Raw genomic sequence first — 16,676 nt, forward strand, 5'->3', positions numbered from 1 at the left:
ATCTTAACATTTTTGCCATGGCGCCTTATTTGTTGCCCATAACTCATTTAAATTATCTCTATCGCGAATCGTATCCATACAATGCCAAAAACCATCATGCCTATAAGCAACAAGTTCATTGTCTTTCGCTAAATTTTCAAGTGGCTCTCTTTCTAAAATTGTTGACTCATCTTCTAAATAATTAAAGACATCGTAATTAAATACAAAGTACCCACCATTTATCCACCCCTCTCCTAATTGTGGCTTTTCCTTAAATTCCGTGATAGTACCATCTTGAGTCATTTCAATTGAACCAAAACGAGCTGGTGGACGAACAGCAGTTAATGTCGCAATTTTTCCATGTGATTTATGAAAATCAACTAGTTTATTTATATCAATATCAGCTACTCCGTCTCCATATGTCAACATAAATGTATCTCCGGGCTTAAAAAGCCTTTTTAAATTATACAATCTACCGCCAGTTAGACTTGTTAAACCCGTCTCATGTAACGCAACTGTCCAGTCTTCAGAGGAATCGTTCTCAAACTTCACATTTCCTGATTTCAAACTCACTATTAAGTCACTTTTATGAAGTTTGTAGTTTAAAAAGAAGTTTTTAATTACCTCGCCTTTATAACCTAGAGCAACCACAAAATCAGAAAACCCATGGCTAGCATAAGTCTTCATAATGTGCCATAAAATAGGCATTCCTCCAATTTCAACCATTGGTTTAGGCTTAACAACGGTCTCTTCACTGAGTCTTGTCCCAAGTCCACCAGCTAATAATATTGTTTTCATTCTATCGCAGTAAATTGTTAATAAGTTCACAAATCTTTTCAACTTCTGAAAAAGTAATTTCGGGGTGAAGCGGTAATGTGAGAAGTTGAGAATATACCTTTTCAGTAACAGGCAGTGAAGTTTTCCCTCCACCGTAATAACTTAGTAAATGATTAGGTTTATAATGAATACCAGTTGGTATACCTGCCTTTTCTAACTCAATTTTTAAAAAATCTCTTTCCCCATTCAACACTCTTATTGGCATTATATGTGGAACGATATCAACATCATTTTCAACAGACTGGAATTTCACGTATTTGTTGGAGTTTAATAACTCAAAATACTTTTTAGCAAGCGCTTTTCGCTTGGGGGCAAATTCTAATTCAAATTTAGACAATTGAACTCTTCCGATAGCCGCGAAAATATTACTCATATGATATCGGTACCCTTGCCTATACACATCAAAATCCCAACTTCTCTGACCAACATATCTTTTATCTGAATCTTTCTCTATTGCTAACAACCGAGAATCCTTAACGATAGACAAAACATTCGTATCACTTGTAATAATTGCCCCGCCCTCACCAGAGGTTATATTTTTTATACCATCAAATGAGAAACAAACTATATCGCCAAAAGAGCCTATTTTCTTTTGATCTTTCGAGCAACCAAATGCATGTGCTGCATCTTCAATTACTCGCAAACCATGCAAATTAGCAAAGGAATATAATTCAATTAGGCAAGCGGGATTACTTGCATAATGAACACACATGATTGCCTTTGTTTTAGATGAAATCCGATTTACAGCATCCTTTAAATCAATCGAAAGTGTCTCCTCATTGACTTCACATGAAATAGGAACTACACCAGCAGCTGAAATTGCCTGATAAGAGGACAAAAACGTTAAAGATGGGACCAATATTTCTTCTCCTGGTTTTAATATCGAGTCAACAGCCAAATGAAGCGCTGCAGTTCCTGAGTTTACACAGACAACATTTGATGAAGGGATTTTTAAATAATTGGCAATGTCCTCTTCAAATTTTCCTACTTCTGCACCCATTCCTAAATATCCATCCTCTAATAGAACTCTAGTAACAGCTTCTGCCTCTAAGTGATTAAGTACTGATTTTGATAACCTCATCCTACTTTAAGATTTTAAACCTCTAACTAAATTATAAATTTGCAACAATTTAGGCTTCTCAAAAAAATCAGCTCTCAACTTTGAAAAAGTGAGTGTTGTATTGGCAGTTTTTTCCAAAAAAGTATCTTTCACTTTTTCCAAATGGTGATTTGACATAAAATAGGTTAATACATCATTTGAAACGGACTCATAATTTTGAATAATATTAACCAATAAGTCATTTAAAGAAGTGTTTTTTTGAATAAAGTCATTATTTGTAATAAAATGCCCTAAATCGTATTCTTCAGTATCATGAAGCATTCTAAAGACATAATCATCATTAACCTTTTTCAATGTTGGATCTAACAAAATTGTAGGTATACCAAATTTTGCTCCTTCCAATGCAGAAGTCCCCATGGCAAATAAAATATCCACATCCTTCAAAAAATTATCGATTTGTTTATGTGGTAAGTAACCATGGTAAACAATTTCAATTGAATCGCATTTTGAAACCTCTCTCTTAATGTAGGATTCCATTGGACCTGACCCTACGATATGAAAGTGAAATTTTCTATCTTCAAAATTTGATGCAATTTTATTCAGACACTGTATTGCATAAATTAGGATATGGCTTTTGAAATCACAAAGTCGACCTATCCAACCAAATTTGATTCTTTCATTGAGTTTTGTTTTACCTTTATAATTTACTTCCTTGCTTACAAAGTCTGCTGGCACAGGAAGAAATTGCCTATTTGTAATGTTCAAATACAAATACTTCTCTGTAAGCTCTAGATTAGACTTATCCATAAAATAAAGCCCATTATTGGATAAAAGGACTTCTACAAACTGCTTAAGCTTGCGAAGTAATTTAGGATAAAGCTTAGCGACAATTTTATATAAATCATAATTACTCATCGTCAAATCTCTTAAAAGTGGTATTGGTAAGAGAGATGGAATTAGATTATATGGATGCAAATTCCAAAAAAACAAACGTTGATCTGGTTTTAAAAATAGTTCCTTAGGCCAATAATATGGCACAAGTGATTGTAAAATCAATATACTACCATCCGGTGGAGAAACAGACACATTAATCTCAAACTTTACTTTATTAATATTCGGCAAATCATGCAAATTCCGCCACATTGACCCATTTTCAAAATCTATTACAGAAACTTGAATATCAGGATTGGAAGCAGCAATTGCATTGGCTATTCGATAAAATAAAACTGGAACGCCAGAATCCTCATGATAAGGAAAAAAAAAGCAAAGAGATTCCCTCATGAATTACCTACGATTGATAGCAAAATTCCGCTAATTCTTTTTCTATTTTGGCTATTTCAGGCAAATCCCGATATTTTTTCCAAATACCTATATTTTTTACTGATAAAGCAGGATCAAACAATAAATTTCCAGTTTTTTTATCCGATGAATTTAAGTTTAGAAATACATTCAATTTTTCCGAAAACTCTTCATGACTAAGGACAAAATCTTCGAATCGTAACCTAAATATTCTACTGTGTGCTTCTAGATTTTCATTTGATCTTAATAATTTGTACCTATATATAAATTGATCAATATTATTTGTCCCTAAAAAAAACCTTTTCGTCATTAAATTATTTTTCAATGACCTCTCAATTAACGGAATGTAGCCGTCATTTGAATTGATTGTAGAAGCATAAATATCTCTAGGATCTCGATCAACAATTATTGAGTAACCATTTTCTAGCATATCTAAACTAGGTATAGGATTAAAATCAAAAGAGTTATTTAAAAGAAAAATATTACTGTTAGAATCAATTACTGTTTCAAAGAGCTTATTTATATAATTATTTGTTAACTGTCTGAATTCACTTTTTGAGGTAATAGTTATTAATGCAGAATCATCAAAAAGCTGAACCTTTCTCAACACTTTGAGGATAAACATTTTGATAGAATTGTGATAAAAATATTGATATGGCCAGAATGATTTATATTTGAATAAACTTATGCTATCTATATATTCATTCGATAATTTTATAAAATTATTTAAAAAGAGTTTCTCATAATTATGCCCCGAAGAGGTAAGGTTCCCAAGGAAGAATGGCATTCGACTCGAGTCCTGACCTATTCTATTAACTAATTTCTTAAATTCAATAATTGAATAATTTGATCTAATCAATCCCCAATTATCATAATTAGAAAAATATAAATCAACTAATCCATTCTTTGCTCTAAAAAGTTCGAATTCTACATAATTGGGAAAACTAGAAACATTATTAAAATCCTTCAGATAATCAGAGATCGCTGTTTTGCCAGAATTCCCATAACCTGTCACATCAACTAGTTTCATATATCTAAATTAATTAAAATCAACTAACAAAAATCCCTTTAATTTTCTTCACTAAATTTACAACATACCTAAATCTGTAACTTCGTTCTATTTTCGAAAGGTATGATATAATTTTATTGCTCTCGTTATAGCTATTCATAGCCCCTAACTCGCCATTTAATACGAATAAAGAATAAATATCTTCATTTCCAATTATTTCACTAAATCCATGTTTACACAATAGCTTATTTAGCGAGGATCTAGTGAAAGACCAACAGTGAGGAAATTGAAAAAAATCAAGCAAATCATATGCCAAAGGAAGATTAATTAAACCTGGTACTGCAATAAAAAACTTCCCACCATCATTCAGAACTAATTTTACTTTAGACAAAAATTCATTAATATCAGGAATATGTTCTAAAACATGATGCGTGATAACCAAATCAAATTTTTCGTTTTTAGCAATCAAGTCATCAATTGAATTTTGATAAACATTAAACCCGAGATTTTTTCCATGATTAATATAATCTTCGCCTAAATCCACACCCTTGTAATTAGTAAATCCATTTAATACAAATGGAATTGAAAACAGCCCTAAACCACAACCGTAATCTAAAATCTTAGCCTCTTTACTAATGTGATTACTAACAAAAGAGAAAACTCTATAACCAAACTTTAATGCCTCGTTTGCTGAAACTTCTAAGCTTGAATCATTTTCCATTCGATATAAATTCCTATAATGTTTCGTGTAAAATTCATTCAAATATTCAGGAGTAACATAAGGATCAGTTCTAACTAGCCCACTATTCTTGTTCAATACTGTTTTGAATGGTAATTTATATCTTTCAAATTCCAATAATTCGATGTCGTCATGAATAGAACTTATCGGATCATTTAGTGACTGAAAAATCGACTTGCCTCTTTCTTTTAAATCAATTTCTATTTGTTTAATATTTAAAGAATTCAAATGTTGAATTCTTGAAAATGAATTTTGATTAATATTTTTTAACTGAAATCTATTTGAAATGGCCATTAAAGTAAAGGTTTGAAAGAGAAATATTAAAAATATCTATTTAATTAAACTGCCTTTTAAGTTTCATTTTATCACCTGGAGAGACTATAAAAACAAAATTCAGAACAAGGTAAACCAAGAAAAATATTAATTTGTAAATTATATGAAATCCTGAAATTTTATCAACTATCACAAAACTTAAGAAGATAAATATAACTGGTATAAAAATTTTCTTTTTTTGAATAGGTACATTGTAATAATTAGTTGAAAAGCTAGCCAATACGAATAAAATAAGTGCAAAGACTATTACCTTCGAATATGCGATACCGGTGACACCAAAATATGGCACTAACAAATTTGATATCACCCAAAAGCATACTAAACCGAGGCAATAAAAAAGGAGATAATAATATAATTTATTCTTAATAATAAGACCAAACTCCAGATAAGTTGTACAACCATACAACAACAATGCAAGCATCAATACTGGCATTAATTTGAAAGAATCTATATAATTCGAATTAATGTTAAAAATCGAAGCAATGTGATAAATAAATAACTCAGAAAAAAAGATAATTGCCAACCCAACGTTAAAAAAATAGGTAAAAATCTTTGCAGTTAAATCATTGAAAGTTGGATCCTTGTAAAATTGCATTCTGTAGACAGACCAAACAAGACCTGCAGGAAGAATAAAAAACACATTTATTATACTACTTAATCTTAATCCGAAAGAATAAATTCCAACATTTTTCAGACTTGAGAATCCTTTTAGTATGAATCTATCCTCAGAATCAAGTATAGAAAATAACATGCCAATTCCTATGATTACAATTCCAAATTTGAAATACTGGATTAAATATTCTCTATTGAATAATTTAAAATCAATTTTTGTTCTGACGAAATAAACAGAAGCTGTTAAAAAAACAAAATTGGCAATAAAAGCGGAAATAATCGGAGCAAAAACTTTAAGTCCAAAAATAATTAGCGTCAAATAGAGTATGAAAATATTAACAAAAAAAACACCTAAACTACATAACAAATAATGCGTTTTCTTTTCATCTAAACGCAATACTACAAGGTTGAAATTTACTATTATATTAAAGGCCGTAGAGAAAATTATTAATTGAATATGACTCTCAAATTTCAAATTCCCTGAAATTAAAAAAGAGAAATAAGATGAAAATCCCAATCCAAATAATATTAACAAGATTGAACCAATCAAACCTAAAATAAAACTATTTGTAACGACACTATTCTGATGCTCAATTGAATCTTCTTCATAATAATACCTCGTCAATGCACTAGATGCACCCAGAAAAAAAATTGCATTTGCAATTGACGATATTGTTAAAATCAACGAATATATTCCGAATTCTTCTGTACTGTAGTACTTTGTAAATAGTGGTAAAAACAAGAAACCCGCAAAACTTTGAATAGCATTACCAATACCATAAAATACAGATTGATTAAACAATGATTTAAATTTCGACTTTTTATTTGGGTTCATTTTATGATTTCAGAGGTTTCTCTTTTCCCGAATATGTAAATTTTAGAATGTAGAATAACTGAGTTAAATAAAGAATTGCAAACAACTATTTGAAATGATCAAATATGATACACTTAAAAACATCAATCAGTAATTATTCAATATTTCGATGATGGAATCGACTTCTTCCAAAGTTAATACGGGACTTAAAGGAATACTGATAATCGACTTATGTATAAGTTCCGAAATCGGATATTGACAATCGTTCAACTCCTTAAAAGCAACTTGTTTATGCGGAGGAATCGGATAGTGAATGACTGTCTGAACACCATTTTTTTCCAGATAAACGCGCAATTTCTCTCGCTCATTCGTTCTTAGGACAAATACATGCCACACATGCGATTGATCATTTTGAAGATTGGGTAAGACTAATTTATCGTTTTTTATACCAGCTAAATAGCGTGAGGCTAATAATCTTCTGTGAGCAGTTTCTTCGTTTAGGTATTTCAATTTAACGCTAAGAACTGCAGCTTGTACCTCATCCAATCTACTATTAACACCCTTGAATTGGTTTTCATATTTCACCTTTGAACCATAATTCATCAAGGCACGAATACAATTTGCCAATAGTGGGTCATTTGTAGTCACTGCACCTGCATCACCTAAAGAGCCTAAATTCTTACCCGGATAAAAACTAAACCCTGCAGCATCTCCTAAATTTCCTGCCAATTTACCATTTTGATCTTCGGCACCATGCGACTGAGCACAATCTTCTATGACTTTCAATTGATATTTTTGGGCAATTTTAGAAATTGCGTCCATATTAGACAATTGACCATACAAATGCACGGGTAAGATGGCCACTGTTTTTTCGGTAATTTTTGACTCAATTAGGCTAGCATCTATTGTATAGGTCGACAATTCGCAATCCACGAGTATCGGCACTAAATTGTTTTCAGTGATTGACAATATACTTGCGATATAGGTATTTGCAGGTACAATAATTTCATCCCCCTCGTTAAAGATACCTAGCTCCTTGTACGCACGAATAATCAATGTTAAAGCATCTAGACCATTAGCTACTCCAATTACATGGTTACAACCACAATAAGCAGCAAATTCCTCCTCAAAACTTTTCACTTCTTCACCCAAGATATACCAGCCCGAATCCAAAACACGCGTAAATGCATCGAGTATTTCTTCTCGATATTGCATATTGATTGCCTTTAAATCAAGAAACTTAATCATTGTTGGAATTTATTTTGCGGACAAATTTAGCTGGGGAACCATACCAAAGTTCATTTGGCGGGATATTCTGCGTGACCAAACTACCAGCGCCAATCATTGCATTTTGGCCAATTTCAACGCCACCAAGAATGATACTTCCAGCGCCTATACTTGCACCTTTTTTTATTAATGTATTTTGAAATTGTTTAGGGTAAGATTTGGACCTTGGATATTTATCATTAGTAAATGTTACATTGGGACCGATGAAAACTTTATCCTCAACCCTAAGCCCATCCCACAAATAAACACCGTTTTTAATTGTGACTTCATCACCGATTATTACATCATTCTCGATGAATGTGTGGGCACATATATTACAATTTTCGCCAATAACTGCATGAGGCAAAATGACAACAAATTGCCAAACTTTAGTTTCCTGTCCTATCGTGATTGACTGTACATCAGATAATGGGTGAATTTTAGCCATTTTTATAGTTTAATAATTCATTATAATCTCTAATATAATCTGAAGCATCATACAAGTCGGACGCTAATACAAGGCAAACAGATCCACTTGAGAAATTAATCTCAGAAGCCCATATTCCAGGCGGAATATAAAGGCCTACATTCGACCTATTTAACTGAAATACTTTTTGTTCTACACCATCATTTACTAGAACGTCAAAAGAGCCTGAAGCTGCAACCAAAAATTGATGGCAATTTTTATGTGCATGTGCTCCACGAGATTCCCCACCAGGAATATCGTATAGATAGAACACGCGTTGAATTTGAAATGGTAAATGACCATCATTGTTCAAAAATGAAATATTTCCACTTCTATTAAGAACCTTCTCGACATCTATTATTCTACAATCTACTAAAGAAGAATTTTTCATTATACTTCCTTTTTAACTCTTTCTGAAAACTCATTAAAATCTCTTACATAATCGGACGCATCGTATACGCTACTTGAGAAATGTAAGGATAACGCATTTGTTGAAAAATTTTCCATATGCCTCCATGTCATAGGTGGCAAATAAAGACCCATGTAAGAACGATTTAATGTGATTTTATCAATTTTACCGAATCCATCTTTGATGACAATATCGAAACTTCCTGATAAAGCAATAATGAACTCATGTTGAGTCTCAAAGGCATGCCCTCCTCTAAACTCACCTCCTGGTACATCATGAATCCAAAATACACGTGCGATGTCAAATGGTATTTGAGATTGATTTTGGATAAATGTGAGATTACCACGTTCATCTTCTATCTTAGGAAGCGTAATTAATTGAACTATATTTTTGTTATTTTCCATTGAATAAATCTCATTCCATCATTTTCATCCACTTCCCTCCCCCCGCAATCACCCCCTCCGAAAACTCCTCTCTCCCAAACACCCCCACCCGAACCTTTTTCTGAATCAAAGGCTCCACCTTCTCTATCAACTGATATAAATAAGGTCGGTCCACATTCCCCACCAGCACCAAATCCACAAAGGGAGAATTCTTCCCCTCTGCCAGCTCCCCGGTCAAATACACCTGATCCACATTCCCCAATTTCTTAATGATCTGGTCCACAATCTGATCCAATCCCACAAACTGCATAATAATCCCCCGCAAGGTCTGAAACATCGGATGCGCCTGATTTACCACATAATGCTTCACTTTGGCATTCTCCTCATCCGCCTGCACCTGAATCAAATGCATCTCCTGCAATTTGTTCAACTCCAAACGCACCGTATTACTACTCACCCCCAAATCACGCTCCAAACCCCGCAAGTAAACCTTACTCACCGGATTCAACAACAATTTGGTTAGCAAAGCTACCCGAATCTTCCCCGAAAACAACTGATCTAATACCAAATCTAAACTGCCTGAAACGGCTTCGCCCACCTGAGTCACATGAACCCAAGGCAGACTGATACAATATTGAGTAACAAAATTATTAATTATTGAATAAGCAACAAGTTTTTCAATCAGCAATTATCCATCGGTCGCGCTTTTCTATTTACCTTGCAGCCATGAATAGCGAACCAAAATTAAGTACCAGCCTTTGCCTTGGCATCGCCTTGCTATTTTTATCGCAAATTGTCCTCGTCAGCAACAATACCCCCTACCTCGATGATGTCAATTTCATCGACTTCATCCTACATTTCGCAAATCCAAATCAACGCATCAGCGACTTCCTGACCCGCCTATTCATGGTCGATAATAACCACATGGCTGTCATTCCCAAATTAGGCCTAAGCCTGCAATACCTGCTGTTTCACGATATCAACTTCAAACGAATCCTGCTCATCAGCGCCTTCCAATTAAGCCTCATCGGCGCCTGGTTCGTTTGGCAATTCAAACTAACCCAAAAACCCTTTTGGATGGCACTGCCCCTGCTGTTTTGTTGGTTCCAACCGCAGTACTATGAGATTTCCAACTGGGCTATGACCGGAATCCAACAAAGTTCGGTCATCTTATTTAGTATTTTGGCGCTTGAGTGCATCGAAAAACCGGGGAAAAAATATTTTATTTTGGCCAACTTTTCCGCCGCGCTTGCCTTTTATTCCTTCGGAAGTGGGGTGCTCGCCTTTGTAGGCATCGGTTATTATCTTTTGGTCAATAAACGCTACCGAGAAATCGCTTGGTTAATTCCACTTCCTCTCATCTTATTAGGCTCCTACCTATATATGAAACAACTAGGGAGTGTCGCAAATTCCACAGATATCCAACTAAGTCACGCCATTCCCTTTTTCCTAAATCTGATCGGAACCATCGCAATGGTCATTTCTTCGCATGCCTCAGAAGCTGCTTGGATTTTAGGAACAATCATGCTCGGTTTAACAATTTTGGGCCTATGCAGCATCAATTACAAGTCCAAAATTTCAACGCTCCTGCTGATGCTCCTAGCCAACTGCCTACTCATTGTTAGCAGTCGGGACGGCCTCGGAATCTACATGGTGAGTCGCTTTGCCACACTAAGCCCACTCATCGCTATGTGCTTATACCTCCTTTACCTGCCACGAATTTCGAATAAAATTTCAACGGCAATTCTCATCCTGGCCGGTGCATTTTGGGCAGGTTCATACGCCCAATATTTGCCTGTGATGTACCAACAAAAACACCAGGCGACCGCTGAAGCGGTGAATTGGTCCCGCAATCGGTCTTGGACCTACGCGACCGAACGATTTCAATCCAATGCCGCAGAAATTCTAATTCCTAGCTTCAATCAAGGACTTTGGCATAGTGAAAACAGCATCTTAAATGAGCCGCAAATCAAGACTTGTCTTCAAGCCAAGCCGCTCTCCTTAAACATGTACGAGGAAAACCAAATGTTGAACATCCATCAATTTCCATTCGAAACGGGACTTCAACTGCCCTATTTTCTTATTTTCATGGATACGCTATCGCCTTCAAAAGCATACGTCAAAAACATTGAATTTAGACCCAATAGCAAGAAAAACATCCTTTTACAAGGCCGCTGGCTGACAAACGAAGGAACGATCAACCTGCAGCAATCACAAATACCGAAAGGGAACTATCAAATATTTGTGTTTGACCCCAGTCAACAGCAATATTGGAAAACAAATAAGACTTTTAAGCGCTAGACAAAACAAAATACGCGCACAAGCGTTACAAGGATATGTCCAATCCAATCGTCAGCATAAAACATCTCTCCAAACATTTTGGAAATTTTCATGCCGTTCAAGATGTCAACATTACCGTCAACTCGGGTGATGTATATGGCTTCCTAGGCCCCAATGGAGCCGGAAAAAGTACCACCATGCGATGCATGCTTTCTCTTATTCAAGCGGATAAAGGATCCATCGAACTGTTTGGAAAATCGATCAATCACCACCGGAGCGAAATCCTATCGCAAGTTGGCTGTTTAATCGAAAAACCCGACTTCTACAAATACCTTAGCGCATTTCAAAACCTGCAAATCTTCTCACGCATCTCGGGAAAACCTTCGTCCAGAAAAGAAATTCTTGATATGTTGGAGTTTGTTGGCCTGCAGGGTCGAGAAAAAGATCATGTCAGTGGCTTTTCACATGGCATGCGCCAGCGTCTTGGCATTGCCCAAACCCTACTTCATCAACCTGAATTAATTGTTCTGGACGAACCTACCACCGGCCTGGATCCTCAGGGAATTATCGATATGCGAAATTTAATTTTGCGCCTGAAAAATGAGCAGAAAAAAACGATCATTTTGTCCTCGCACAATCTGAGCGAAGTAGAATTGATTTGCAATCGGATGGTCATCATTCACAAAGGGAAAAGCATCGTTGAAGGGGAAGTACACGCCTTGCTGAACGAGGAGGAACAAATCATTCGCTTGCAAACCTCTTCAGATTCCATGGAGGCATTACTCGCTTTTTTACAAAACCATGGCACAGCCCTTCAGATCAATGACAATTCCGTAGAGATGAACATTTCGAAGGAGAAAATCCCTCAACTAAACGCCCAACTCGTTCAGGCGGGAATTCCGATTTTTGCCATTGAGGCAAAACGCAAATTAGAAGACTACTTCATTAATTTACTCGCCTCATGATATTTCTCTACAGCACATACAACGAACTAATCAAAATAGCGCTAAAACCACGCAGCTATTTGGGACTTGCTGCCATCACCGGCTTGGTAGGCATTATTCTATTCGCATTGAAAGCGGATGGGATGTCCATGATTTCATTTGTCACAGCTTCTTTCGAACAAACCTTGCGCTTTGAGGGAGAAGTGCTCAATGGAAATTTAGTTGCCTTTATCATTTTACAAATGTTGATCGTACATATCCCTTTACTTGTCGCACTCGTAACGGGCGATTTGATTTCCGGAGAAGCCGCGATGGGCACGTTACGTATGTTGGCAACAAAACCCATATCGCGCAGGCAATTATTGGGTTCCAAATTCTTAGCTGGAGGAATCTATACCTTATTAATCGTCATCTGGCTTGGAGTCCTCGCTGTTGTGGTAGGTCGCTGGCTCTTTGGCCCGGGAGATTTAATGGTATTGAATTCGGATGGGCTCGTTATTTTACAGGAAAATGATGTCCTTTGGCGCTATGCAGGCGCATTTTGTGTGGCCTTTTTCGCATTATTAACGATTAGTAATCTTTCGATTTGCCTATCCTGTTTCTCCGATAATTCGATTGGTCCGATTGTATCAACGATGGCAATTATTCTATTATTTACCATCATCGGCACCCTGGATGTTCCCGTTTTTGATCCAATACGACCTTACTTATTTACGACACACATGGCTTCTTGGCGTTCCTTTTTTGAGGACCCTTTACCCTGGGATTCCATTCGAAATTCCTTGATTATTTTGACATTACACCATGTCTTATTTGTGTCTGTTGCCCTATTTGCTTTTAACCGAAAAGATATCACCGTCTAATGAAGTACGCACTTTTACTCCTTTTTTCTTTTGCGCTGAACGCCCAAAAACCTGAAATCACGTTTAAACGTTTGGTTCAAAAATTCAACCAAGTCAAAAGCTATGACGTAGTCGCCACCATTAAACCTCAAATACCCTTAATTCGAATATTACCGGTGAAGGCCAACATCCATTTCGGCTACCCAAACACATTCCAAGTGAAATCGGCAGGTATTTCCATTCTTCCCAAAAATGGATTTTCCGAGCTTCCCATTTTATTTAGTAGGCCAAATGATTTCACTCCCATCGCATCCGGTACGGAAAACAACCTAGAAATCATTACCCTCCTGCCTAATCAGAATGACTCCAACATCATATTGGCAAAAATATGGGTAGATGCGAGTGAATTACTCGTCATGAAATCACAGATAACCAGTCGGAGCAACGGAACCATCACCTGTGAATTTGACTACAATCAGGAGAAAACTTGGGGACTCCCATCGCACATGAAATTTGTGATGGATGTCAATAAGTTTAAAATTCCCAAAGGTTTAGCCACGGATATTAACCGGACGAATCGCCCTGTGGAAACGGAAGGAAAATCCAAAAAGGGGAGCATTGATGTGTATTTTAACAAATACAACGTGAATTAAATTGGACAATTCGTCTAGCTTTTATTAACTTGTTGCTTGTTTGGTCCAAACTAGCAATTCTATGCAATCAATGAATTTACCATGGGTAGAAAGCCCATTCTTCCATCAAATACTTCAATCAAAAAAATTAAGTGCCGCGGATGCTGCCTTAGCCACGGAGTATCATGAAAAAGGATATGTTGTTGTAAAAAATGTTTTCAGTGAGGAATTGATTGATCAAATCATTCACGATATGAAGGAAAAAGGGTTTAACCCGGAGTATCCTATCGAATCGTTCCGCAATGATATTCGAATTCAAGATCTTTGGCAATATTCGACTCCCGTTCAACAAATGGCGGCGCATCCGGAAATTATCAAAACGTTGGAAATGCTTTATGACCGTGAGGTGATTCCTTTCCAAACCTTAAACTTCAAAGTAGGGTCACAGCAAAAAGCGCATTCAGATACGATGCATTTTAGTTCCTTGCCTGCTCGCTATATGTGTGGGGTTTGGGTAGCCTTAGAAGACATTACGGAGGACAATGGACCCTTATTTTATTACCCAGGCTCACATCGCACGCCCGAATATAATTTTAGTCATTTCAAAAATACCGTCGAAGATACGACCTACGATAATTACCCGGAATATGAAACGTTCATGGAGAATTTAATGGACGCTTCTCCCTTCCAAAAGACGAAATTTTTGGCCAAAAAAGGAGATGCTTTGATTTGGTCTTCCAATATTATTCACGGAGGAAGTGAGGTAAATGACCCTAATTCAACGCGATTCTCACAAGTAACCCACTACTATTTCAAAGATTGCGTTTATTATACACCGATGCTGTCTAACATGGTTACGCAGGAACTCTACATCCGTCGGTTTTTAGTGAACATCCGCAATGGTGAAGCAGTCAAAAATTCTTGGAATGGTTTACAAACGAAATTGATGCGTACCCGAAATCAATTGTATCACATCAATAATCATCTGAATTTGAACAAATATTTGCGTTGGATTGCGGCCAAATTAAACTAAAAACTGGTTGCTGCATGTACCTAGACGAAATTTGCGACTTTTGTATGGCGCTGCCCTTCGTGGCTGAAACACAACCTTTTGGCCCTGATCATATTGTTTACAAGGTACATGGCAAAATGTTTCTGCTTGTGGGTATCGAAGAATCGCCTATTCGTTTTAATGTCAAATGCAACCCGGAACGCGCCATACAGCTTCGAGAAGAATTCCCACATGCCGTATTTCCTGGCTATCACATGAACAAAAAACATTGGAACACAATTGTGATGGGAGAAGGGCTTAGTCGGGCCCAATGTGAGGAAATGATCCGACATTCGTATGCCTTGGTGGCGAAATAACCATAATTTATAGCCTCAGGTTTTAACCTGGGATTTAGGATATACGCCTCCAGCCTTCGGCTTTCCCTAGGCTGAAGCCTAGGGTTATGAACTCGACCTAGTATTTTATAGCCCCAGGTTTTAACCTGGGGTTTAGGGTATACCCGTTCAGCCTTCGGCTGTTCCCTAGGCTAAAGCCTAGGGTTATCAGATTTCTGATAATTTCTCCCTCCTCCCTTTAAACCCTTGCAATTTCGCCCCCTCCGCGCTAGCTTTGGCAAACCTCAAAGGATTGCCAAAGCTAAGACCTTGAATATGAAAAAAATTATCCTATTTCTGCTAATTCCTATCCTCAGTTTCGCTCAAAACACGAACTGGGAATTAAGCGGATTCAAAAAGGCCGACACAGAAAACCCCATCATGAAACCTGATGTACGGGCGACCTTTTACTGCCCGATACAAAAGAAAATGGTAGGCTGGGAAAATAAGAATGTGCTAAACCCTACCGCTTTAGTCAATCAGGGCAAAATCCATTTACTCTATCGCGCCCAAGATTCCCTGGGCACCTCACGCATTGGCATGGCGATTTCCGAAGACGGAATACACTTTACCAAACAAGCAAAACCTATTTTAGCACCTGCCGACGATGCTTTTAAGGCTTACGAATGGCCCGGTGGCATTGAGGACCCACGCGTTATCGAAACCGAAGATGGACAATTTTTTCTCACTTACACATCATATGACGGCAAAACCGCACGGCTTTGTTCCGCGATTTCAAAAGATTTGCAACATTGGGAAAAATTAGGACCCATGCTCGCGAGCGCCAAATACGTGAATATGTGGTCTAAATCAGGTGCCATTGTGGGAAAAGAATCAAACAGTCGGGTCATCGCCCAAAAAATCGATGGTTATTATTGGATGTATTTTGGTGACACCGATTTGTTCATGGCAAAATCCAGCGATTTAAGAAATTGGGAAGTCTGTGAGAATGCAGAAAATCAAGTCAAAATATCTGTCTTACAACCGCGCAGCGGCTATTTCGATTCAAGGCTAGTAGAACCTGGACCATACGCGCTCATCCGCCCAGAAGGAATTCTATTAATCTATAACAGCAGCAATGCCGCAAATTTTAATGACCCTAAATTTCCTAAATTTACCTACGCGGCGGGACAAGCACTTTTTGATGCGAATAAGCCCTATCGACTCATCGAGCGAAGCAAACAAGCCTTTATTTGGCCCGACAAAGATTATGAACGAATAGGGGAAGTCAACGAAGTTTGTTTCGTAGAAGGACTTGTGCATTTCAAAGGCAAATGGTTCATGTATTACGGCACGGCTGATTCAAAAATTGCAGTGGCTATTGGACGTTAGTCGATAGACGTTTGGCATATTTATAGCCCCAGGTTTTAACCTGGGGTTTAGGAT

At 36.9% G+C, this 16,676-nt stretch carries 18 protein-coding genes; 7 read left to right on the plus strand and 11 right to left on the minus strand.

Features of this window, described 5'->3' with window-relative positions; all coding sequences use genetic code 11:
* Positions 1–3: 3 nt before the first annotated feature.
* The 11 genes from rfbF to V7S75_RS05435 form a co-directional block, all read right to left on the minus strand.
* A complete protein-coding gene (rfbF, locus tag V7S75_RS05385; RefSeq protein ID WP_459512004.1) occupies positions 4–777 on the minus strand; it encodes a glucose-1-phosphate cytidylyltransferase in 774 nt (257 codons plus the stop codon).
* Between the two features lies 1 nt (position 778).
* Complete coding sequence (locus V7S75_RS05390; RefSeq protein ID WP_459512005.1) at positions 779–1,897, minus strand: DegT/DnrJ/EryC1/StrS family aminotransferase; 1,119 nt, start codon at positions 1,895–1,897, stop codon at positions 779–781.
* Between the two features lie 6 nt (positions 1,898–1,903).
* Positions 1,904–3,157, minus strand: coding sequence for a glycosyltransferase (locus V7S75_RS05395; protein WP_459512007.1), 1,254 nt, complete (start codon positions 3,155–3,157; stop codon positions 1,904–1,906).
* Between the two features lie 7 nt (positions 3,158–3,164).
* Complete coding sequence (locus V7S75_RS05400; RefSeq protein ID WP_459512009.1) at positions 3,165–4,205, minus strand: hypothetical protein; 1,041 nt, start codon at positions 4,203–4,205, stop codon at positions 3,165–3,167.
* Positions 4,206–4,224: 19 nt separating this feature from the next.
* Positions 4,225–5,217, minus strand: a complete 993-nt coding sequence (locus V7S75_RS05405) for a methyltransferase domain-containing protein (RefSeq protein ID WP_459512010.1) — start codon at positions 5,215–5,217, stop codon at positions 4,225–4,227.
* A gap of 40 nt (positions 5,218–5,257) precedes the next feature.
* On the minus strand, positions 5,258–6,703 hold the full coding sequence (locus V7S75_RS05410; RefSeq protein ID WP_459512012.1) for a lipopolysaccharide biosynthesis protein: 1,446 nt from the start codon (positions 6,701–6,703) through the stop codon (positions 5,258–5,260).
* 126 nt (positions 6,704–6,829) lie between these two features.
* Complete coding sequence (locus V7S75_RS05415; RefSeq protein WP_459512014.1) at positions 6,830–7,930, minus strand: DegT/DnrJ/EryC1/StrS family aminotransferase; 1,101 nt, start codon at positions 7,928–7,930, stop codon at positions 6,830–6,832.
* Positions 7,923–8,396: an acyltransferase gene (locus tag V7S75_RS05420; protein ID WP_459512016.1), complete on the minus strand. Its 474-nt coding sequence runs from the start codon at positions 8,394–8,396 to the stop codon at positions 7,923–7,925. The genes V7S75_RS05415 and V7S75_RS05420 overlap by 8 nt, the downstream gene beginning before the upstream one ends.
* Positions 8,389–8,805, minus strand: a complete 417-nt coding sequence (locus V7S75_RS05425; protein WP_459512018.1) for a sugar 3,4-ketoisomerase — start codon at positions 8,803–8,805, stop codon at positions 8,389–8,391. The genes V7S75_RS05420 and V7S75_RS05425 overlap by 8 nt, the downstream gene beginning before the upstream one ends.
* Positions 8,805–9,227 (minus strand): sugar 3,4-ketoisomerase, encoded by a 423-nt coding sequence (locus V7S75_RS05430; RefSeq protein WP_459512020.1) that lies wholly within the window; start codon positions 9,225–9,227, stop codon positions 8,805–8,807. Before V7S75_RS05430 ends, V7S75_RS05425 begins: the two co-directional genes overlap by 1 nt.
* A 10-nt stretch (positions 9,228–9,237) precedes the next feature.
* Positions 9,238–9,804 (minus strand): ArsR family transcriptional regulator, encoded by a 567-nt coding sequence (locus V7S75_RS05435; protein WP_459512021.1) that lies wholly within the window; start codon positions 9,802–9,804, stop codon positions 9,238–9,240.
* 128 nt (positions 9,805–9,932) lie between these two features.
* Between V7S75_RS05435 and V7S75_RS05440 the strand changes: the two genes are divergently transcribed.
* The 7 genes from V7S75_RS05440 to V7S75_RS05470 all read left to right on the plus strand — a co-directional run bounded on the left by V7S75_RS05440 (position 9,933) and on the right by V7S75_RS05470 (position 16,622).
* Entirely contained in the window at positions 9,933–11,507 is a 1,575-nt protein-coding gene (locus V7S75_RS05440; protein ID WP_459512023.1) for a hypothetical protein, read from the plus strand.
* Positions 11,508–11,542: 35 nt separating this feature from the next.
* On the plus strand, positions 11,543–12,451 hold the full coding sequence (locus V7S75_RS05445) for an ABC transporter ATP-binding protein (protein WP_459512025.1): 909 nt from the start codon (positions 11,543–11,545) through the stop codon (positions 12,449–12,451).
* Positions 12,448–13,293: an ABC transporter permease gene (locus tag V7S75_RS05450; protein WP_459512027.1), complete on the plus strand. Its 846-nt coding sequence runs from the start codon at positions 12,448–12,450 to the stop codon at positions 13,291–13,293. Before V7S75_RS05445 ends, V7S75_RS05450 begins: the two co-directional genes overlap by 4 nt.
* Positions 13,293–13,925 (plus strand): hypothetical protein, encoded by a 633-nt coding sequence (locus tag V7S75_RS05455; protein WP_459512029.1) that lies wholly within the window; start codon positions 13,293–13,295, stop codon positions 13,923–13,925. Before V7S75_RS05450 ends, V7S75_RS05455 begins: the two co-directional genes overlap by 1 nt.
* A gap of 61 nt (positions 13,926–13,986) precedes the next feature.
* Positions 13,987–14,937, plus strand: a complete 951-nt coding sequence (locus V7S75_RS05460; RefSeq protein ID WP_459512031.1) for a phytanoyl-CoA dioxygenase family protein — start codon at positions 13,987–13,989, stop codon at positions 14,935–14,937.
* Positions 14,938–14,981: 44 nt separating this feature from the next.
* Complete coding sequence (locus tag V7S75_RS05465; RefSeq protein WP_459512033.1) at positions 14,982–15,272, plus strand: MmcQ/YjbR family DNA-binding protein; 291 nt, start codon at positions 14,982–14,984, stop codon at positions 15,270–15,272.
* Positions 15,273–15,566: 294 nt separating this feature from the next.
* Positions 15,567–16,622 (plus strand): glycoside hydrolase family 130 protein, encoded by a 1,056-nt coding sequence (locus tag V7S75_RS05470; RefSeq protein ID WP_459512035.1) that lies wholly within the window; start codon positions 15,567–15,569, stop codon positions 16,620–16,622.
* Positions 16,623–16,676 lie beyond the last annotated feature (54 nt).

Source organism: Aquirufa sp. TARAVU-A1A, assembly GCF_054558675.1.

Excerpts from the sequence above, each read along its gene's own strand:
- rfbF (WP_459512004.1), bottom strand. The coding sequence starts at position 777 with ATGAAAACAATATTATTAGCTGGTGGACTTGGGACAAGACTCAGTGAA.
- V7S75_RS05390 (WP_459512005.1), bottom strand. The coding sequence starts at position 1,897 with ATGAGGTTATCAAAATCAGTACTTAATCACTTAGAGGCAGAAGCTGTT.
- V7S75_RS05395 (WP_459512007.1), bottom strand. The coding sequence starts at position 3,157 with ATGAGGGAATCTCTTTGCTTTTTTTTTCCTTATCATGAGGATTCTGGC.
- V7S75_RS05400 (WP_459512009.1), bottom strand. The coding sequence starts at position 4,205 with ATGAAACTAGTTGATGTGACAGGTTATGGGAATTCTGGCAAAACAGCG.
- V7S75_RS05405 (WP_459512010.1), bottom strand. The coding sequence starts at position 5,217 with ATGGCCATTTCAAATAGATTTCAGTTAAAAAATATTAATCAAAATTCA.
- V7S75_RS05410 (WP_459512012.1), bottom strand. The coding sequence starts at position 6,703 with ATGAACCCAAATAAAAAGTCGAAATTTAAATCATTGTTTAATCAATCT.
- V7S75_RS05415 (WP_459512014.1), bottom strand. The coding sequence starts at position 7,930 with ATGATTAAGTTTCTTGATTTAAAGGCAATCAATATGCAATATCGAGAA.
- V7S75_RS05420 (WP_459512016.1), bottom strand. The coding sequence starts at position 8,396 with ATGGCTAAAATTCACCCATTATCTGATGTACAGTCAATCACGATAGGA.
- V7S75_RS05425 (WP_459512018.1), bottom strand. The coding sequence starts at position 8,805 with ATGAAAAATTCTTCTTTAGTAGATTGTAGAATAATAGATGTCGAGAAG.
- V7S75_RS05430 (WP_459512020.1), bottom strand. The coding sequence starts at position 9,227 with ATGGAAAATAACAAAAATATAGTTCAATTAATTACGCTTCCTAAGATA.
- V7S75_RS05440 (WP_459512023.1), top strand. The coding sequence starts at position 9,933 with ATGAATAGCGAACCAAAATTAAGTACCAGCCTTTGCCTTGGCATCGCC.
- V7S75_RS05445 (WP_459512025.1), top strand. The coding sequence starts at position 11,543 with ATGTCCAATCCAATCGTCAGCATAAAACATCTCTCCAAACATTTTGGA.
- V7S75_RS05450 (WP_459512027.1), top strand. The coding sequence starts at position 12,448 with ATGATATTTCTCTACAGCACATACAACGAACTAATCAAAATAGCGCTA.
- V7S75_RS05455 (WP_459512029.1), top strand. The coding sequence starts at position 13,293 with ATGAAGTACGCACTTTTACTCCTTTTTTCTTTTGCGCTGAACGCCCAA.
- V7S75_RS05460 (WP_459512031.1), top strand. The coding sequence starts at position 13,987 with ATGCAATCAATGAATTTACCATGGGTAGAAAGCCCATTCTTCCATCAA.
- V7S75_RS05465 (WP_459512033.1), top strand. The coding sequence starts at position 14,982 with ATGGCGCTGCCCTTCGTGGCTGAAACACAACCTTTTGGCCCTGATCAT.
- V7S75_RS05470 (WP_459512035.1), top strand. The coding sequence starts at position 15,567 with ATGAAAAAAATTATCCTATTTCTGCTAATTCCTATCCTCAGTTTCGCT.